The following is an 18,238-nucleotide window of genomic DNA, read 5'->3' as shown; positions in this document are numbered from 1 at the left end:
CAGAATAGGTTCGTGGGTGGCAATGGACGTCAGCGGTTGAGAATCGTCCGTTCGGCAACCGTCCACGCGGTGGTGGTCAGCACGTACAGACCGGCGGCGAGCGGCACGAACGCGACGGTCAGGATCGTGCCGTACGGCAACAGCCGAGCAAGGCGCCGGGACAGCGTCGTCGCCGACGCGTCGAGTTGGCGCACCTGCAGTCGCGCCGAGAACCACGCGACGACGGCCACCAGAGCAGCCACGACCAGGAACGCCGGCGTCCCGGCAAAGATCGGCCAATGAACACCGAGTGGCGCACCGAGCAGGCTGCCGCTGATCAACTGGTTCGACTCCCCCGCCACGACCGTGCGGCAGAACAGCGTGTACATCAGCCAGAAGAACGGCAATTGCGCGAGCGTCGGCAGGAACCCGGCGAACAGCGTCGTACCGGACTCCGACTGCAGCTTCGCCACCTCACGCTGCAGGCGTTCGGGGTTGCCGCGATGGCGTTCGGTCAACTCCTTCAACTGCGGCATGATCGCCGCGCGAGCTTTCAGCCCGCGCTGGGCGCGCACGCTCAACGGGACAAGGCACAGACGTACGACGAGGGTGCAGAGCACGATCGCGATCACCGCGGCGTACGCGCCGGTGAGCGGCTGGAGGGCCGAGACGAGGGACGTGAGCACGTGATAGGCACCGGCGACCGGTGCCTCCAGGAAAGAAGGCACAGCAGAACTCCACGAGTGAGAAGGAACAGGTAGCGAGGAAGAGCGCTACTGTCCCGGTGCTCGTGGTCGGGGCCGCCCGGCCAGGTCGGGATCCCGGAGCGGGAGGTAGGCGGTGCGGCGGGCGTTGGCCCGCTCGGCGCTGACCCGCGCCGGGAGCGGCGATGCGAGCGGCCGCTGGGCAGCGGTGCGGGCGACGGCGACCTGGACGGCGAGAAACAGCACGGCCGCCGCCGTGAACACGGCGACGGCCAGCAGGCCCGAGTCCGGGCCGAGGGCAGGCATCGCCAGCGTCCACACGCCGGCGAGCACCTGCCCCATCGTCATCAGTCCAGGTAGTCCCGGAGGACCTGCGAACGCGACGGGTGCCGCAGCTTCGACATGGTCTTGGACTCGATCTGGCGGATCCGCTCGCGGGTCACGCCGTACACCTTGCCGATCTCGTCGAGCGTCTTCGGCTGGCCGTCGGTGAGGCCGAACCGCATCGAGACCACACCGGCCTCGCGCTCGGACAGCGTGTCGAGGACGGCGTGCAGCTGCTCCTGGAGCAGCGTGAACGAGACCGCCTCGGCCGGCACGATCGCCTCGGAGTCCTCGATCAGGTCGCCGAACTCGGAGTCGCCGTCCTCACCGAGCGGGGTGTGCAGTGAGATCGGCTCGCGGCCGTACTTCTGCACCTCGATGACCTTCTCCGGGGTCATGTCGAGCTCCTTGGCGAGCTCCTCCGGAGTGGGCTCCCGGCCGAGGTCCTGCAGCATCTGGCGCTGGACCCGGGCCAGCTTGTTGATGACCTCGACCATGTGCACCGGGATCCGGATCGTCCGGGCCTGGTCGGCCATCGCGCGGGTGATCGCCTGCCGGATCCACCAGGTGGCATACGTCGAGAACTTGTAGCCCTTGGTGTAGTCGAACTTCTCCACCGCGCGGATCAGACCGAGGTTGCCCTCCTGGATCAGGTCCAGGAACAGCATGCCGCGGCCGGTGTAGCGCTTGGCCAACGACACCACCAGGCGCAGGTTGGCCTCGAGCAGGTGGTTCTTGGCGCGACGGCCGTCCTCGGAGATCCACTCGTACTCGTCGCGGACCTTGTCCTTGAGCTTGGCGGCCTCGTCGGCGGTCTGCTCCTCGGCGAACAGGCCGGCCTCGATCCGCTTCGCGAGCTCGACCTCCTGCTCGGCGTTCAGCAGCGGGACCTTGCCGATCTGCTTCAGGTAGTCCTTGACCGGGTCGGCGGTGGCACCGGCGACCATCACCTGCTGCTCGGGCTCGTCGGTCTCGTCGGCCTCGGAGACGATGAAGCCCTGGTCCTCGGTGAGCTCCTTCTCCAGCCCCTTGACCGCGTCCGGCTGGAAGTCGGACTCGTCCACCTCGTCGAGCGCGCGCGGCTTGCCGGTCTTCGGGTCGATCGCCAGACCCGCCTCGGACACTGCCTTCTTCGCCGGAGCCTTCTTGGCAGCAGCGGCCTTCTTCGCGGGGATACCGTCCTCCTTGGTACTGGCGGTCTTCACCGCCGCCTTCTTCGCGGCCGCCTTCTTGGCAGCGGGATCGGTCACTCGGGCGCTGGTCCTCGGAGCCGTGCTGCGGGCGGTGGCGGCCACGGCCCGGGCCGGCTCGGCGGGAAGATTCTCGGACGAGCTGGACGACACGAATTACCTCTCGTCTGACGCAGGGTTTGTACGGCGGTACGACTGTTGAAGCTCGTTGTGTTGCTGAGTCTGTGAGCACTGCTATGTGTGGCTGCTCGCTGGTCAGGCGGCGGCAACAGTCCATTGTAATCCGCGAACCAAGGCCACGCGTCGCACGACCCCCCGGAACGGTGCGCTCAGGCCCCTGCCGGGCGGGCAATCCCGCGCCGGCAAGGGCCTGATCTGCTCGGTACTCGAAGGGTACGTCGTCGGTCGCCCTTCTACAGAACCGTTATACGTCTGTGTTCACCCGTTGCGTGTCTGCCGCAGCGGACGTGCGACCACCCGCTGCCGCACCACCTGCTGCTCCTGCTTGAACTGCCGCACCCGCACCAGCGATGCCACGTCGATCACATCCGCGACGGACTTGAACGCGCCGTCCTCGCCGTACGGCTCGGACGCCTCGCGCCACCCGCGCGGGCGGACCTTGAGTTGCTTCCCGAGCAACGCGACGAAGATCTTCGCCTTCTGCGCGCCGAAGCCCGGAAGGGCCGACAGCCTGGCCAGCAGATCGTCCCCCGACTTGACATCGGACCAGAGGGCCGAAGCGTTACCGCCGTACTGCTCGTCCAGGTGTTTGGCCAGGGTCTGGATCCGCGCCGCCATCGCGGTCGGGAACCGGTGCACTGCCGGCGGACCGGCCACCACCTCGACGAACGCGTCGGGGTCGTAATGCGCGACCGTGGCGGGATCGAACGGTCCTATCATCCGCTTCGAGATCGCGACCGGGCCCGCGAACGCGCGCTCCATCGGGATCTGCTGGTCCAGCAACATGCCGACCAGTAAGGCGAACGGATCTCTGCTCAACATCTCGTCGGCGTCGGGCTGCTGTGCGAGGCACAATTTCCTGCTGCGTGTCGAAGTCACCTCAGTCCTCCTCCCCATCAGACAACTCAGGCTCGGCCTTGACGGCGAGCACCGGACACGGAGCATCGAGCAGCACCCGCTGTGCGTTGCTGCCGAGGATGAGCTTGCCGACCGGTGAGCGGCGCCGCAGCCCGATCACGATGAACTCCGCGTGCACCTGCTCGGCGACGGCCACCAGGTCCTCCGCCGGGTCCAGTCCACGCACCAGCTGCCGCACCTCGTAGGGCACGCCGGTGGAGTCGAGCTGCTCCCGTACTTCCGTCAAAGCGGCATCACTCGCCGCAGCCTCGTCGCTGTCGAAGCCGCGTCCGCCCCGGTGCGAGTTCACCACTACCAACTTCGCGTCGCGCAGCGTCGCTTCCTCCGCTGCTCGCCGAAGAGCCGCACGGCCTTCCGCCTTCGGCACATAACCCACGACGATGGTCGTCATCGCCCTGCCTCACCTCCGGGTGTGTGTCGACCCGTCTCGAACGATACTGCTCCCGACCGCGGTCGGCATCCGCTGCATTTGCACCTGTTGTGTCGCGGCGGTGACGGAGGGCTGCCGGTGCCCGAGTACTACCCGCGGCGGGCCCGCCTAACCTTCCGGTTGCCACACCTTTGCAGGGCTGTCACCCAACGCGCCACCCCTGTAGTCCGGGTCGTTATCGAACTCGTCCCTGAACCGGCCCACGCCGTTGCCCTGGGCAAGAGCGAACGGGTTCCGCCAGAAGGACCCGGGTTCCGTCGATCCCTGTCCTACGTTGTCTGCGTAATACCTTCCCCACCCCACCACCCGGTCAGGCACCGATCGCGGGTACGAACCGGTTCAGTCGACCGGCCATTCGTGCACCGGCAGGTTCGCGTGCATGTGGTCGCGGTACCGGCGGAGCATCCCGCGCAACGCGTCCTTGCGACCGTGCGAGCCCTTTGTATACAGGCGGTGGAACTCATCGGCCTGCCAGGACGCTCCGTTGCGGCCGGTGAGGCACCGCTGCTCGATGATGCCGAGCAGCCGATCCCGGACCGCCACGTCGACGCCCCAGGCGTCCAGACCGCGAACCGCCAACGGCAGAAGGCGTCTGAGCACGAGCTCGGTCGCGCGCGCCGTCCCGACGCCCGGCCAGAACACCTCCGCGTCGATCCCGGTGCGGGCGGCGTTGTGGAAGTTCTCCTCGGCCGCGCTGAACGACATCTGCGACCAGATCGGCCGTTCGTCGTCGGCCAGCGCGCGGACGAGACCGAAGTAGAACGCGCCGTTGGCGATCGTGTCGACGACCGTCGGGCCGGCCGGCAGGACACGATTCTCGACGCGCAGGTGGGGCTTCTCCCGGACAACGTCGTACACCGGGCGGTTCCAGCGATAGATCGTCCCGTTGTGCAGCCGCAACTCCGAAAGGGCCGGCGTGTCGCCGCGGTCGAGGACCTCGATCGGATCCTCGTCGGACGTCACCGGCAGCAGGGCCGGGTAGTAGCGCGAGTTCTCCTCGAACAGGTCGAAGATCGACGTGATCCATCGTTCGCCGAACCAGACCCGCGGCCGGACGCCTTGGGTCTTCAGCTCGTGCGTGCGCGTGTCGGCGGCCTGTTCGAACAATGCGATCCGGGTCTCGCGCAGCAGCTCCTTGCCGAACAGGAACGGCGAGTTCGCGCCGACGGCGAGTTGTACGCCGGAGATTGCCTGCGCGGCGTTCCAGTAGCGCGGAAAGGCCTCCGGCGTCACCTGGAGGTGGAACTGCGTCGACGTGCACGCGGCCTCCGGGACGATGCTGTCGGCGGTGACCTGCAGGCGCTCGACACCGTCGATCGAGATCTGCACGTCCTCGCCGCGGGCCGCGAAGATCTGATCGTTGAGCAATGCGTACCGCGGGTTCGTGCTGAGGGCGTCGCGGCGGATGTGCTCGGTCAGCAGGGTCGGCAGGATGCCGACGACCACCATCGACGAGCCGGTTCGGGCAGCCTTGTCCTCGGCGGCGTTCAGGCTGTCCCGGATGCTCGCTTCCATCGTGTCCAGGCCGAGTCCGTCGATCTGCCCGGGCGGCACGTTGATCTCGATGTTGAACTGGCCCAGCTCGGTCTGGAACGCGTCGTCCTCGATCGCGCTCAGCACCTCGGTGTTCTTGAACGCCGGGTCGCAGTTCTCGTCGACCAGGTTCAGCTCGATCTCGATCCCGGTCATCGGGCGGTCGGGCGCGAACCGCGCTTCGCGCAGCATCCGCGCGAACGCGTCCAGATTGCGGTGGACCTGACCCCGGAACGCGGTCCGGTCCGCCCGGGTGAACTCCACCCGGTCGACTTCCTCACCCATCAGCGCCTCCCGTGGTGGCTCCTTCGCTCAGTGTGCCTGAAGGTGCCCCCGCATGGGCGGCTCAATCGCGTGGTGACTTCAGACCGGGTAGACGATGAAGTGATCGCGGTCGATCCGCACCGGCTCCTCCCCGGCCTCGGCGACGACCGTCGCCAGCTCGGTCAGTACGTCGGGAGGCAACTGCAGCTCGTGCTCGTCCGGGTGCTTCGCCGCGCCCATCTCGTAGTCCTGTCCCGGCTCGTTCGTCAGCTCGATGTGCGCGCCCAGGATCCAGTCGACCGGATTGCCGTCAGCAACGAACTCCGCCAGCCGCGCGACGCTCGCCCGGAACGCGGCCAGTCGAAGACGTAGAGCCGGCCGGGATAGAGCGAGTCGCCGCTGAACAGCAGCCGCGTGTTCCGGTCGTACGTCGCGATGTGCGACGCGTGATGCCCCGGGATCGCGACGATGTCGAGCACCCGCCCGCCGAGGTCGAACTGCACGACGCCGTCCGGCCAGTCCGCGAAGCCGAAGTACTGCGCGACGTCGTCGGCCGTCTTGCCGACAACCTCGTCGAACTCGCCGTCGCCCCCGACGTGGTCGCCGTGGCTGTGGGTGTGCGCGACGACGAGCTGCCGCTGCCCCGCCAGCTTCTCGACCAGCGGACGGAGCGGCACGTGGCCGGTGCCGGTGTCGAGGAGAAGGGCTCGTTCGTCGCCGAGCAGGAGGTACAGGAACGGGCCTTCGAAGTTGGTGTGGAGCGCCTGGCGGATGATCGCCGTACGGTCGTCGTACCAGTGGACCTGGTGCGTGGGAGTGGACGGATCGGTGCCGTCGTCCCACTGCTCGGGGAACGTCATAACCGAAATTGTCGGTCACACCAGGGACACTGGACAGGTGCGTGGGGATCCGTCGGTGCTGCATGTCGATCTGGACGCGTTCTTCGCGGCCGTCGAGCAGCGGGACAAGCCGTCGCTACGGGGCAAACCCGTGGTCGTCGGCGGTATCGGCGTCCGCGGAGTGGTGTCCACCGCGTCGTACGAGGCCCGCAAGTACGGCGTCCGGTCCGCGATGTCGACCGCCGAAGCGCGATCGCGCTGCCCGCACGCGGCGTACCTGAGTCCGCGGTTCGAGGTGTACCGGCAGAGCAGCCGGGCGGTGATGGCCGAGATGCGCGCGTTGTCGCCGCTCGTCGAGCCGCTGTCGCTCGACGAGGCGTTCATCGACCTCGCGGCGAGCGGGCTGCGCGGGCTGACGGTCGACGACGTCGAGGCGATCGCACGCGACCTGAAGGAGTCGATCCGGAAGGTGAGCGGAGGCCTGACCGCATCGGTCGGAGCGGGGACCTCGAAGCTGATCGCGAAGATCGCCAGTGACCTCGACAAGCCGGACGGCGTGGTGGTCGTTCCGGCCGGCACGGAGGCGGACTTCCTCGCGCCGATGCAGGTGACCGTCATCCCGGGTGTAGGTCCGGCGACTGCGCAGCGGCTCAGCATGGCCGGCGTGCGGACCGTCGCCGATCTGCAGCAGCTCGACGAGGACGAGCTGGTCCGGCAGATCGGGTCAGCGCACGGCACCAGCCTGCACCGGCTCGCTGTCGCGGCCGACGACCGGCCGGTGGTGAGCGACCGCGAGACCAAGTCGGTCAGCGTCGAGGACACCTTCGAGACCGACATCATCGACCGCTCGCTGCTGGTCGCGATCGCCGACCGGATGTCCCTGCGCGTCTCCGAGCGGCTCCGGAAGGCCCAGCTCTCCGGCCGTACCGTCACGGTGAAGACGCGGATGCATGACTTCACCACCCACACCCGCTCGTCGACGCTGGCCGGACCGACCGACGACTCGCGGGTGATCGCGCGGGTCGCGCGCCGGTTGCTCGAGGAGAGTGAGGTCGGCGGCGGCATCCGGTTGCTCGGCGTAGGCGTGTCGTCACTGGCCGACTGGATCCAGGACGACCTGTTCACCGATGACGAGCATGCCGAGAATCCGATCGAGGTCGTCGAGCTGCCCGCGCGGCCGCGCGACCAGGTCGGCTTCCATCCCGGTCAGGACGTCGCCCACCCCGATCACGGCCGGGGCTGGGTCTGGGGTTCGGGCCGCGGCCGCGTGACGGTCCGCTTCGAGACCGCCGACACCCCGCCGGGTCCGGTCCGGACGTTCGCGATCGACGACCCGGCGCTGACAAAAGTGCGGATCAGCGGGGTGGATGCAGACGAAGAACCCGGAACCGACCAGAATGTCTCGAATGAATGAGGAACGGCGGGGGGTGTACCCGTTCTGTGCGCCGTGTACGGCGTCGTCCGAGGCCTGGGCCGCCGGGACGGCCGGCCCGATGGGCAGCCGGTTCTACGGCCATCGCGACGTGTGCGAGAACTGCGGATCGTCGGTGCGGACGCTCTACAACACGGTCCTGGGATTGCCGGTCTCGAAGGTCGGCACGTTCCGCATCATCCCGACCGGCGGGCGCACGTACGTCGGTCGCAAGGTGGTCACCCGGCCCGTGCAAACCGTCGTACGGCGGGAGCCGGTGTCGGCGATCGCGACGTATCCCGAGCTCGAGGCGGACCCGGCGTACCAGCGGGCCGAGGCGTACTGGGAGCAGCACGAACCAGGGCAGGCGTTGCCGTTCTACCAGTCGGCGCTGACCGAGCGGGAGAAGGTGCTGGCCGCCGATGATCCGGCCACGTTGCGGGTTCGGCTGCGGGTGGCCCAGGGCTTGCTGGCGACGGCGAACTACGGGCGCGCGATCGCGTGGTTGGAGCTGGTGACGGCGCAGTTGACGGAGGTGTTCGGGCCGCATCACGAGCTGACCCGGGAGGCGACCGAGGCCACGACCGGTGCGCGGCTGATGATCGGCGGCCCGCGGTCCGAAGCTCAGTTGCTCGCGGACATCGTCGCTGCGGACGAGGACGGCCTCCTCGCCACGGATCCGCAGTTGGTGCGCGATCGGGCCGCGTTGGGGCGGGCGCTGCTCGCATGCGGCGACATCTCGGAGGCGCTCGAAGCGCTGACGCAGGTCGTTCGTGAAGCGACTCCGGGGCATCCCGACACGGACGTCTATCGCGCGGCGCTGGTGGAGGCGTGCGAGATCGCCGACGGGCGTGGGAAGAAGCGTGAGGTGCAACTCGCCGCGGCGGCGCGCCGGGCGCTCACTGGCGAAGCCGCACCGACAAGCAGGTAACGCAGCCTTCGAGCTTCTCGAACTCGCTGATGTCCACGACAACCGGCGTGTATCCGAGGTCTGCGAACAACTCCGCGGACCTCGGCGCCGACGCCGCCATCAGCAGGCGGTCCTCCCCCAGCAGTACGACGTGTGCGCCGGCCTCCTCGGGAACAGACCGGAAGCTGTCGAACGCCGACGGGTCGTCGACGAGTGGTTCGTACCCGATCACCGTCCCGTCGGGTAGCGCTGTCACCGCCGACTTCAGATGCAACACCTTCCGCACCGGCACTGCACGTACGTCGGCGCCGAGCGGTGCGAACGCCGCACGCAGTTGCTCGACGCCCGCTGTGTTGGTCCGTCCGCCCTGTCCGACGTACATCGTCGAGCCGACCTTCAGCACGTCGCCGCCGTCGAGCGTGCCGGGGTCGGTGATGTGGGCGATCCGGTAGCCCTGCTTCGCGACGGTCTCCTCGGCGGCCGCGGCCTCCGGGCGCCGCTCGTTCGCACCGGCGCGCGCGATCACCGCGAGGTCGCCGTACACCACCATCGTGTCCTCGACGAACACGCTGTCCGGGCACTCCTCGATCGGCGGCACCTCGACCGTGGACCAGCCGGTGCGATGCAGCGCGTCGACGTACTGCTGCCATTGCGATGCGGCGAGGGCGATGTCGACAGGCCTGCGTTCGATGTGGGTGACGAGGCCTTCGGCGAGGCGTGGGCCGGGACGACGGATGAGGGCTGTCGGCATGCCCGCAGGTTAACCGGGTACCAGGAGGCATCCGAGAGAGGAGACAACGGGATGCCGAAGATTCTTCCGGCGACGGGTGGCGATGTGGTCGAGATCATCCTCGCCGATCACCGGTGGTTCGAGGAGGCGCTGCGTGAACTCCGCGACGTCCGGAGCGACCGCGAGGCAGTGCTCGCCGACCTGGCCACGGTGCTGATCGCCCATGCCGAGGCCGAGGAGTCGAAGGTCTACCCCACGCTGCGGCGCAAGCAGGCGATCGACGCCGACGAGGTCGAGCACTCCGAGCACGAGCACGACGAGGGCAACGAGGCACTGCTCGAGCTGATGGAGGTCGAGGACACCGGCAGCGAGGAGTTCAGCGAGAAGCTGCACGAGCTGTCCGAGGCCCTCTCCCACCACCTCGACGAAGAAGAGCGCGACGTCCTCAACCCGGCCCGCACCGACGTCTCCGAACAGGAACGCCGCGACCTCGGCGACGCGTTCGCCGAGGAACGGGCCCGGCTGATCAAGTCCGGCTGCGGCGACATCGCGAACGTTCGCAAGATCGTCGAGGCTGTCAAAGACTGAGGACGAGCCCTTCGTCGGCGGCGATGACCTCGCCGTCGAACTCGGCCTCCGCCTCGCGCACCGAGACGGCCCGATCGGAGCCCGGCCAGAAGTGCGTCAGCACGAGCCGCCGGGCTCCGCGCGCCGCTCGAGCCGCCTCGGCAGCTGTCATCAGGTAGTCGCTGACGGGTGCGCCCTGGTACGTCGCGTCCGAGATGAACACGTCGGCGCCCTCGGCCAATCGCCGCAGTTCAGGTGACGGGCCGCTGTCGCCGGTGTACGCGACCGTCAGACCCGGCGCGCTCAACCGCACACCGAGATTCGTCTGGTAATGCGGCAGTTCCACGGTCACGACGTCGAACGGCCCGATCCGCATTGTCGACGCAAGATCGTGCACCGCAAAGACATCGGCCGGATCGGGGTTGGGTTCGAGTGCCCGCAGTACGTCCAGGGTCCCGGGCGTGCAGTGCAGCGGAACGGGCGGCGCATCCGGAGCTTCGTAGTACCGCACTCGCGCCAGCCCACTCACGTCGACGCAGTGATCCGGATGCTGGTGTGTCACCACCACCGCATCGACCTCACCCTGGGGGCAGTGCTCGAGCAGGCGGGGCAAGGCGGCGTACCCGAGATCGAGCACGACCCGGAAGCCGTCGTACTCGACCAGGAACCCCGCACACGCCCGCCCGGGCTCTGGCCACGCGCCACAGGAGCCGAGGACCGTGAGCGACCTCACCGGGTCGCGAACGGCTGGTTGCTCGGCACGATCTCCTTGCCCAGCGGCAGCAGCGAGACCGGGATCAGCTTGAAGTTCGCGACGCCGAGCGGGATGCCGATGATCGTCAGGCACAGCGCGATCCCGGTGGTGAGGTGACCGAGCGCCAGCCACCAGCCGGCGAAGATGATCCAGATGATGTTGCCGAGCAGCGCGCCCGCGCCGGCGCCCGGCTTGTCGACCACGGTCCGGCCGAAGGGCCACAGCGTGTACCCGGCGATCCGGAACGACGCGATGCCGAACGGGATCGTCACGATCAGCACGCAGCAGATGATGCCGGCGACCGCGTACCCGACAGCCAGCCAGAATCCGGCCAGCACCAGCCAGATCAGGTTGAGAAGCGTCTTCATGCTTCCAAGCCTGCCACCTCGCGGGTGTGTTCCCGTACCAGCTCGGCCACAAGTCCGGGATCGTTCCGGGGCATCCAGTGCCCACCCCTGACCACCCTGACGCTCAGGTTGGGGGCCCATCGTGCGATATCGGTCTGCAGCGCGGTGGTGACGAACGGGTCGGCATCCGGTGCGACGGCGAGCACGGGTACGTCGGTACGGCGTGGTGCCGGGCGGGCGAGCCGTGGGACGACGTTGGCGCGGTACAGCTTCATGCCGTTCACGTAGTCGCCGATCGATCTGTTGCCGTTCGTGGGCTGCTTTTCCAGGCGGTTGAAGGCGCGGTGCGCCCAGCCCTTACGCCAAGCGAGCTCGGGCAGCCATGGGAGATGGAAATAGAAGATGTACCAGGAGTGGAGCAGCTGCCTCACGACGGTGCGGTTTCGCTGACGAAGGAAGTATCCGGCGTGATCCAGCGACGGCCCTGAGATGGAGACGAACGACGCGACGCGGGGCTCCGGAGCCGTGACGAAGTGCCAGGACTGGATGGAGCCCCAGTCGTGGGCCAGGACGTGGACGGGGTGCGTGGGGGCAGCGTGGTCGAGGACTGCTCGGAAGTCTTCCTCCAGACGGTCCAGGGCGTACGCCGAGGTGTGGCTCGGGTGGTCTGACGCGCCGGCGCCGCGGACGTCGTACGCGATGACGTGGAAGTCGGCCGTGAGACGTTCGGCTACTGGCTCCCAGAGCGTCGCGTTGTCCGGATAGCCGTGGATGCAGACGAGGGTCGGGGCATCGGGGTTGCCGTAGTCGTAGACGGCTATCCGCGTGCCGTCCAGGCTAGTAGTGGTCGACTTCGAGGGTGGCAAAGGTCATCCCCGCTCTCACCAGTCGCTCGCGCAGAGCAGATCCCATGGCGGCGGCTGTCGTGGTCTGGCCGGAGGTCTCCGGTAGGTCGTCGAGTGCGAGGCACAGGGCGCTCTCGCCGAGCATCTTCGCGGTCTCGTCGTACCCCGGGTCGCGGCCGGCCACCTCGGTGATCACCTGCTTGCCACCACCACGGCCGACGAAGCGGACGTTGAACCACGACCGCGCCCGTCGCTCCGGGCTCGGACCGTCACCGGGCTGCAGCCGGTTCAGCATCGCCTTCCGCACCGGCGGGATCTGAGCGCCGGCGACCAGCAAACCGACCCCACCGATGCCTGCGGCAACCATCGGCAGACGGTCCATCGCCGCGTAGTGCGAGTAGCGGAAGTCGGGACCGTAGCGATCGAGCAGCCGCGCGGAGTACCCGACGATCTGCGGATCGATCGTCGGCAACGGCACCGCCCAGAACCCTTGCTGACGGTGGATCCGCCCCGTCACCGCACGCGCCTTGCGCCCTTCCGGTCGCGGCTCAGCCTGCTTGCGGGCGCGATGCGCCTCGAGGTGCTGCTTCGGGCGCGAGAACGCGGTGATCGCCGTGTGGAAGGTGCCGCCCGACGGCCGGCCGCCGGCGCGGAGCAGGCCGTCCACCTGGATCGGCACGCCTTCGGGCAACTGCTCGACGGTGTACTGCACGCCGAGGTCGTACGGGATCGAGTCGAACCCGCACGCGTGAATGATCCGCGCGCCGGTCTGTGTCGCGAGCTGGTGGTAGCGCACGTACATGCGATCGGTGAACTCGGGCTCGCCGGTCAGATCGAGGTAGTCGGTTCCGGCCTCGGCGCAGGCCGCCACGAGCGGTTCGCCGTACTGGATGTAGGGCCCGACCGTTGTCGCGACGACCTTGGTCGACTCGGCGAGCGCACGCATCGATTCGGGATCCGTCACGTCGGCATGCAGGATGTCCTTGCCGAACCGTTCCAGCTTGGCTTTGTTGCGTCCGGCAACGGCCCAGCGGAGACTCGCCGGTGCGTTCTTCTCCAGGTACTCCGCGGTGAGCGCGCCGGTGAATCCGCTCGCGCCGAGCAACACGACGTCGTACTCGCGGCTCATTTGTGCGCAGCCTTCTCCGAGTCGGCCAACCCACCGGCGCCGGTCGCCCTGGACGATGCCTCGGCCCCGCGCGCCTGAATGTCGGCCAGCGCGGCCGCGTCGGCCTTCGGGACGCTGAACCGCGAGCCCAGCTCGATCACGTGCGGGATCACCCACCGGACGACCTTCAGCGCACCGATCCAGCCCGGCACGTGCACGGTCCGCGACCGCTTCTTGATGCCGTCGACGAACTTGTCGACGGCGAACTCCAGCGGATACGTCTTGCTCGCCAGCGGCAGCCCGGTCCGCATCCGGCCGAACACCGGATGCTCGTCCGCTCCCCGGACCATGTCCGTGTCGACGAAGGTCATGTGCGCGACACCGACCCGTACGCCGAGATGCCTGAGCTCCGGCCGCAGCGTGTCCCCCAGCGCTTCGACGCCGGCCTTCGACACGTTGTACGACGCGAGGCCGGGGATGTGCACGATCGCGGCGAGGGACGAGACCAGCAGCAGGTAGCCCTTGCTCTCCAGCAGGTACGGCAGCGTGAGGTGGACCGTGCGCCAGACGCCGTACAGATCGACGTCGACCACCCGCTCCCACGCCTTGGGGTCCATGCTCCGGCTGAAGCCCGGCGCCGCGATGCCGGCGTTCGCCATCACGACGTCGATGCGGCCGTAGCGCTCGACGACACCCTCGACCGCCGTCCGCAGTGAGTCGGTGTCGGTGACATCCGCCTCCCACCAGCCGGCTTCCGGGCCGCAATCCTCCGCGACCTTCTTCAGCTCGTCCGGCTCCAGGCCGACCAGCGCGAGCTTCGCGCCCTCGCTCGCCAACCTCCGCGCCACCGCGGCGCCGATCCCCCGGGAGGCTCCGGTGATGAGGACGACTTGACCGGCCAACGGACGCATCTGGACCTCCAGCTTGTTGAGCAGATACTCAACAGTAAGTGCTTGTTGACCATTTACTCAATAGACTGGCCGGATGAGCCAGACCTCCTCCGCCAGACTGCGCCCCGACGAGCGGCGGGCGCAGATTCTCGCGGCTGCGCGCCAGGTGCTGCTCGCGGACCCGCACCGCGAGCTGACGGTCGAGCTCGTCGCCGCGCAGGCCGGCGTCTCCCCCGCTCTCCTGTTCCACTACTTCGGCTCGAAGAAGAAGTTCCAGTACGCCGTCATCGAGGAGGCCGCCGCGGAGGTCATGCTGCGGACCGCCCCGGATCCGTCGCTCCCACCGGACGAGCAGCTCCGCTCGGGCATCCGCGCGTTCGTCCGCGCCGTACTCGAAGCCCCGCAGCTCTACCGCGCCACGCTGCTGATGTCGGCCGCCGGCGATCCGGAGATCCGCGCGCTGCACTCCGATCTGCGCCGTGTGTTCAGCCAGTGGGTGATCAATGCGGTCGCTGAGCGTGGCATCGAGGTCACCCCCGTCGTCGAGCTCGCGTGCCACGGCTGGCAGGGTTACGTCGAACAGACCCTCCTGGTGTGGATCGACGACCCGACCGTCTCGCCGGAATCCCTCGAACGTCTCTGCGAGCAGTCGCTGGACGCGATCCTCACGACGACTTCCGAGTGAGCGTGATGAACAAGTTCTTCCTGACCGTCCACATCCTCGCGGCCATCCTCTGCGTCGGCCCGGTGACCGTGGCGACCAGCATGTTCCCATCGATCGCGAAGCGCGCGCTGACCGCCGAGAGCCCGGACGCAGGCGGATTGCAGGTGCTCCACCGGATCACCAACGTCTACGCCTGGGCGAGCCTCGCGGTCCCGGTCTTCGGATTCGCTCTCGCGGGCAGCATGCACGTCATGGGCGAGGCCTGGCTGATCATCTCGATCGTGCTCACGTTGGCGGCGGCGCTGGTACTCGCCTTCCTCGTCGCACCGGCGCAGTCCAGTGTGCTGGCGGTCATCGGCGGGACGACCGAGGAACGCGGCGCCGTGCTGTCGAAGGCGAAGCTGCTCTCGATGACGTCCGGGATCTTCGCGCTGCTCTGGCTGGTCGTGCTGGTGCTGATGGTCGTCAAGCCGGGGCACCACAGAGGGTAGGGTTCCCGCGTGCTGACGGTTGCCACGGTGAACGTGAACGGAATCAGGGCCGCCTTCCGGCGCGGGATGCAGCCGTGGCTGGACGACACGGACCCGGACTTGTTGCTGATGCAGGAGGTCCGGGCGACTGACGACGTACTGCGGGAGCTCCTCGGAGGCGACTGGAACATCGCGCACGCAGAGCCCGCGATCGACGGACACAAGGGACGCGCCGGGGTCGCGGTGGCGAGCCGTCGGCCGATCAAGGACGAGCGCGGCGAGATCGGTCCGGAGCGGTTCGCCGGGACCGGGCGGTGGGTCGAGGCGGACGTCGTACTCGACGACGGTTCGACGCTGACCGCGGTGAGCACGTACGTGTTCACCGGGGAGTTCGAGACGCCGCCACGGCAGGAGGAGAAGTACGCGTTCCTCGACGCGATCACGGCCCGCCTGACCGAACTGCGCGCCGACGGGCGGCACGTGCTGATGTGCGGCGACCTGAATATCGCTCACCGCGAGGAAGACCTGAAGGCCTGGAAGGCCAACCGCAAGAAGAGCGGCTTCCTGCCCGAAGAACGTGCCTGGATGGACCGCCTGTTCGAGGCCGGTTGGGTCGACCTCGGCCGTCGCTTCGGCGGCGAAGGACCCGGGCCGTACTCGTGGTGGTCGTGGCGCGGCAAGGCCTTCGACAACGACGTCGGGTGGCGCATCGACTACCAGATCGCGTCCCCCGAACTGGCGACCGCAGCCACGAGTTGCGTCGTCCATCGCGCCCCGACGTACGCCGAGCGCTGGAGCGACCACGCGCCGGTCGTCGCGACGTACGACCTCTAGGGAAAGCCTGCGCGGAGACGGCAACGTGGCAGGTAGTCTCGCGGCATGTCCGAGACTTCTTCTGTCACGCCGCCGGTTGCTGCCCGCAAGCCGGTTGAGCGGGTGCATCACGGCGATGTGTTCGTCGACGAGTACGAGTGGTTGCGGGACAAGACCGACGACGAGGTGCTGGGGTACCTGCGCGCCGAGAACGAATACACCGAGGCCCGCACGGCGCCTCTGGAATCGTTGCGTGAGGCAATCTTTCGCGAGATCTCGGACCGGACCCTGCAGACCGACCTGAGCGTCCCGGCGCGACGCGGCGGGTACTGGTACTACACGCGCACGATCGAGGGCCGGCAGTACTCGCTGCACTGCCGGGTCAAGGTGGACGGCGACGAGCCGCCCGCGACCGACGGCGAGATCGCCGGCGAAGAGGTGATGCTGGACGGGAACGAGGTGGCCGGAGACTCCGAGTTCTTCTCGCTCGGCACTGTCGACGTCTCCCCCGACGGCCGTCTGCTCGCGTACTCCGTCGACCTCAAGGGTGACGAGCGGTTCACTCTGCGGATCAAGGACCTCAGCACCGGTGAGCTGCTGCCCGACGAGCTGCCCGAGGTGCACTACGGCTCGGCCTGGTCCGCGGACGGCTCGACGATCTTCTACACCAAGGTCGACGACGCCTGGCGCCCGTACCAGGTCTGGCGGCACACCCTGGGTACGACGGACGACGTCCTCGTGATGGAGGAGCCGGACGAGCGCTTCTGGGTCGGCGTCGACCTGACCCGCAACGAGCGGGCGATCATGATCGCGCTCGGCAGCAAGCTCACCAGCGAGGTCTGGCTCCTCGACGCCAACGACCCGACCGGCGAGCCAGTCGTCGTGGCGCCGCGGCGCGAGGGCGTCGAGTACGACGTCGAGCACGCCGGCGACCAACTCCTGATCACGCACAACGCGGAGGCCGCCAACTTCTCGCTGGCGTCGGCCCCGCTGGACTCCCCCGGCGACTGGACGACGCTGATCGAGGGCGACGAGACCAGCCGCCTGCTCGGCACCGACGCCTTCGCCGACCACGTGATCCTCTACCGGCGCCGCAACGCTTTGACCGAGCTCGCGATCATGCGCCGCACCGATGGATCCTTCGGCGTGCCCGAGGCGCTGGAGTTCGACGAGCCGATCCACACGGTCTCCCCCGGCCGCAACGACGAGTGGCACGAAACCCGGTACCGCTTCGGGTACACGTCGCTCGTCACGCCCGGTTCGACGTACGACGTGGACGTCGCGACGGGCGAGCGCCGATTGCTGAAGCAGCAGCCTGTTCTCGGCGGCGTGGACCTGAGCGCGTACACGCAGTACCGCGAATGGGCGACGGCGCCCGACGGGACGAAGGTGCCGATCTCGATGGTCGCGCGCAAGGACGTCGCGAAGGACGGGAACGCACCGGTCGTGCTGTACGGCTACGGGTCGTACGAGTCGTCGATGGATCCGTGGTTCTCGATCCCGCGGCTGTCGCTGCTCGACCGCGGCGTCGTGTTCGCGATCGCGCACGTGCGCGGCGGTGGCGAGCTCGGCCGGCAGTGGTACGACGACGGCAAGATGCTCACGAAGCGCAACACGTTCACCGACTTCATCGCGGCCGCGGAACACCTGGTGCAGGCCGGCTGGACCAGGCCGGAACGGATCGTCGCGCAGGGCGGCAGCGCCGGCGGTCTGCTGATGGGCGCGGTCGCGAACCTGGCCCCGGAAGCGTTCGGCGGAATCGTCGCGGAGGTCCCGTTCGTGGACGCGCTGACCACGATCCTCGACCCGTCGCTGCCGCTCACCGTGATCGAGTGGGAGGAATGGGGTAATCCGCTCGAGGACAAAGCCGTCTACGAGTACATGAAGTCCTACTCGCCGTACGAAAACGTTGCCGCGCAGCACTATCCGCGCATCCTGGCCATCACCAGCCTGAACGACACCCGGGTGTTCTTCGTCGAGCCGGCCAAGTGGGTGGCGAAACTCCGCGCGACCGCGGCCGGTGACGCCGACGTACTGCTGAAGACCGAAATGGAAGCCGGCCACGGCGGCCGCAGCGGGCGGTACGACGCCTGGCGCGAGGTCGCGTTCACGCTGGCCTGGGAACTGGACACGCTCGGCCTGAGCTGAACCAGAAGGAATATCTGTCCCTGGGTGTGTGTTGTGCAACACATCCAGGGACGGATTTCTGGACGGATTCTCAGGTTCGGCGCGGAGTGTCGGGCTTAACACCCCAGCAAAAGCTGCGGGACACCGGTTTCCACGGCGGAATCGCTGCCGGGAACTCTCAGGGAACCTTCAGGGTGTTTACACACTGGTACCGGAATCTTGAACCCTACTCGAGCGTTGC

Annotated in this window: 21 protein-coding genes; 7 read left to right on the top strand and 14 right to left on the bottom strand. The window is 68.2% G+C overall.

The window, feature by feature from the left end:
• Positions 1–29: 29 nt before the first annotated feature.
• The 8 genes from EV653_RS08965 to EV653_RS08935 form a co-directional block, all read right to left on the bottom strand.
• Complete coding sequence (locus EV653_RS08965) at positions 30–707, bottom strand: YidC/Oxa1 family membrane protein insertase (RefSeq protein ID WP_134100022.1); 678 nt, start codon at positions 705–707, stop codon at positions 30–32.
• 45 nt (positions 708–752) lie between these two features.
• Positions 753–1,031 (bottom strand): DUF6412 domain-containing protein, encoded by a 279-nt coding sequence (locus EV653_RS08960; RefSeq protein ID WP_166679324.1) that lies wholly within the window; start codon positions 1,029–1,031, stop codon positions 753–755.
• A complete protein-coding gene (locus tag EV653_RS08955) occupies positions 1,031–2,350 on the bottom strand; it encodes an RNA polymerase sigma factor (RefSeq protein ID WP_134100019.1) in 1,320 nt (439 codons plus the stop codon). The genes EV653_RS08960 and EV653_RS08955 overlap by 1 nt, the downstream gene beginning before the upstream one ends.
• A gap of 285 nt (positions 2,351–2,635) precedes the next feature.
• Positions 2,636–3,256, bottom strand: coding sequence for an HhH-GPD-type base excision DNA repair protein (locus tag EV653_RS08950; protein WP_134100016.1), 621 nt, complete (start codon positions 3,254–3,256; stop codon positions 2,636–2,638).
• 1 nt (position 3,257) lies between these two features.
• The gene (locus EV653_RS08945) at positions 3,258–3,686 is read right to left on the bottom strand and encodes a universal stress protein (RefSeq protein WP_134100013.1); all 429 of its coding nucleotides are present in this window, start codon (positions 3,684–3,686) and stop codon (positions 3,258–3,260) included.
• 378 nt (positions 3,687–4,064) lie between these two features.
• The gene (locus tag EV653_RS08940) at positions 4,065–5,543 is read right to left on the bottom strand and encodes a glutamate--cysteine ligase (RefSeq protein ID WP_134100010.1); all 1,479 of its coding nucleotides are present in this window, start codon (positions 5,541–5,543) and stop codon (positions 4,065–4,067) included.
• A gap of 78 nt (positions 5,544–5,621) precedes the next feature.
• A complete protein-coding gene (locus EV653_RS41045; RefSeq protein WP_166679322.1) occupies positions 5,622–5,762 on the bottom strand; it encodes a hypothetical protein in 141 nt (46 codons plus the stop codon).
• Positions 5,763–5,788: 26 nt separating this feature from the next.
• Positions 5,789–6,382, bottom strand: a complete 594-nt coding sequence (locus tag EV653_RS08935; RefSeq protein ID WP_134100007.1) for an MBL fold metallo-hydrolase — start codon at positions 6,380–6,382, stop codon at positions 5,789–5,791.
• Positions 6,383–6,419: 37 nt separating this feature from the next.
• Here EV653_RS08935 and EV653_RS08930 point away from each other — a divergent pair, with 37 nt between their 5' ends.
• Entirely contained in the window at positions 6,420–7,775 is a 1,356-nt protein-coding gene (locus EV653_RS08930; protein WP_134100004.1) for a DNA polymerase IV, read from the top strand.
• On the top strand, positions 7,768–8,703 hold the full coding sequence (locus EV653_RS08925) for a tetratricopeptide repeat protein (RefSeq protein ID WP_134100000.1): 936 nt from the start codon (positions 7,768–7,770) through the stop codon (positions 8,701–8,703). The genes EV653_RS08930 and EV653_RS08925 overlap by 8 nt, the downstream gene beginning before the upstream one ends.
• On the opposite strand, the gene ddaH is transcribed toward EV653_RS08925, so the two are convergent.
• Positions 8,672–9,433: a dimethylargininase gene (gene ddaH, locus EV653_RS08920; protein WP_134099997.1), complete on the bottom strand. Its 762-nt coding sequence runs from the start codon at positions 9,431–9,433 to the stop codon at positions 8,672–8,674. The two genes, EV653_RS08925 and ddaH, sit on opposite strands and share 32 nt — an antisense overlap.
• Positions 9,434–9,484: 51 nt before the next feature.
• On the opposite strand from ddaH, the gene EV653_RS08915 reads away from it, so the two are divergent.
• Positions 9,485–10,000: a hemerythrin domain-containing protein gene (locus EV653_RS08915; RefSeq protein WP_134099994.1), complete on the top strand. Its 516-nt coding sequence runs from the start codon at positions 9,485–9,487 to the stop codon at positions 9,998–10,000.
• Here EV653_RS08915 and EV653_RS08910 read toward each other — a convergent pair.
• The 5 genes from EV653_RS08910 to EV653_RS08890 are packed head-to-tail and all read right to left on the bottom strand — an operon-like array spanning position 9,990 to position 13,944.
• Complete coding sequence (locus EV653_RS08910; protein WP_134099991.1) at positions 9,990–10,712, bottom strand: MBL fold metallo-hydrolase; 723 nt, start codon at positions 10,710–10,712, stop codon at positions 9,990–9,992. The genes EV653_RS08915 and EV653_RS08910 overlap by 11 nt on opposite strands.
• Complete coding sequence (locus EV653_RS08905) at positions 10,709–11,101, bottom strand: YccF domain-containing protein (protein WP_134099988.1); 393 nt, start codon at positions 11,099–11,101, stop codon at positions 10,709–10,711. Before EV653_RS08905 ends, EV653_RS08910 begins: the two co-directional genes overlap by 4 nt.
• Positions 11,098–11,946 carry an alpha/beta fold hydrolase gene (locus EV653_RS08900; RefSeq protein WP_134099985.1) on the bottom strand — a complete coding sequence of 283 codons (849 nt, stop codon included), beginning with the start codon at positions 11,944–11,946 and terminating at the stop codon, positions 11,098–11,100. The genes EV653_RS08905 and EV653_RS08900 overlap by 4 nt, the downstream gene beginning before the upstream one ends.
• The gene (locus EV653_RS08895; RefSeq protein WP_134099982.1) at positions 11,918–13,054 is read right to left on the bottom strand and encodes a saccharopine dehydrogenase family protein; all 1,137 of its coding nucleotides are present in this window, start codon (positions 13,052–13,054) and stop codon (positions 11,918–11,920) included. The genes EV653_RS08900 and EV653_RS08895 overlap by 29 nt, the downstream gene beginning before the upstream one ends.
• Positions 13,051–13,944 (bottom strand): SDR family oxidoreductase, encoded by an 894-nt coding sequence (locus tag EV653_RS08890; RefSeq protein ID WP_134099979.1) that lies wholly within the window; start codon positions 13,942–13,944, stop codon positions 13,051–13,053. Before EV653_RS08890 ends, EV653_RS08895 begins: the two co-directional genes overlap by 4 nt.
• 73 nt (positions 13,945–14,017) lie before the next feature.
• On the opposite strand from EV653_RS08890, the gene EV653_RS08885 reads away from it, so the two are divergent.
• Genes EV653_RS08885 through EV653_RS08870 form a run of 4 tightly spaced genes read left to right on the top strand, consistent with a single transcriptional unit; the run spans position 14,018 to position 18,018 of the window.
• Positions 14,018–14,608, top strand: a complete 591-nt coding sequence (locus EV653_RS08885) for a TetR/AcrR family transcriptional regulator (RefSeq protein WP_134099976.1) — start codon at positions 14,018–14,020, stop codon at positions 14,606–14,608.
• A gap of 5 nt (positions 14,609–14,613) precedes the next feature.
• Complete coding sequence (locus tag EV653_RS08880; RefSeq protein WP_134099973.1) at positions 14,614–15,078, top strand: hypothetical protein; 465 nt, start codon at positions 14,614–14,616, stop codon at positions 15,076–15,078.
• Positions 15,079–15,087: 9 nt separating this feature from the next.
• On the top strand, positions 15,088–15,891 hold the full coding sequence (locus EV653_RS08875) for an exodeoxyribonuclease III (RefSeq protein WP_134099970.1): 804 nt from the start codon (positions 15,088–15,090) through the stop codon (positions 15,889–15,891).
• A gap of 45 nt (positions 15,892–15,936) precedes the next feature.
• On the top strand, positions 15,937–18,018 hold the full coding sequence (locus tag EV653_RS08870) for a S9 family peptidase (RefSeq protein WP_134099966.1): 2,082 nt from the start codon (positions 15,937–15,939) through the stop codon (positions 18,016–18,018).
• Positions 18,019–18,238 lie beyond the last annotated feature (220 nt).

It is taken from the genome of Kribbella pratensis (assembly GCF_004365355.1).
Classification (GTDB): Bacteria; Actinomycetota; Actinomycetes; order Propionibacteriales; family Kribbellaceae; genus Kribbella.
This window is presented reverse-complemented; position numbering and strand designations above follow the sequence as displayed.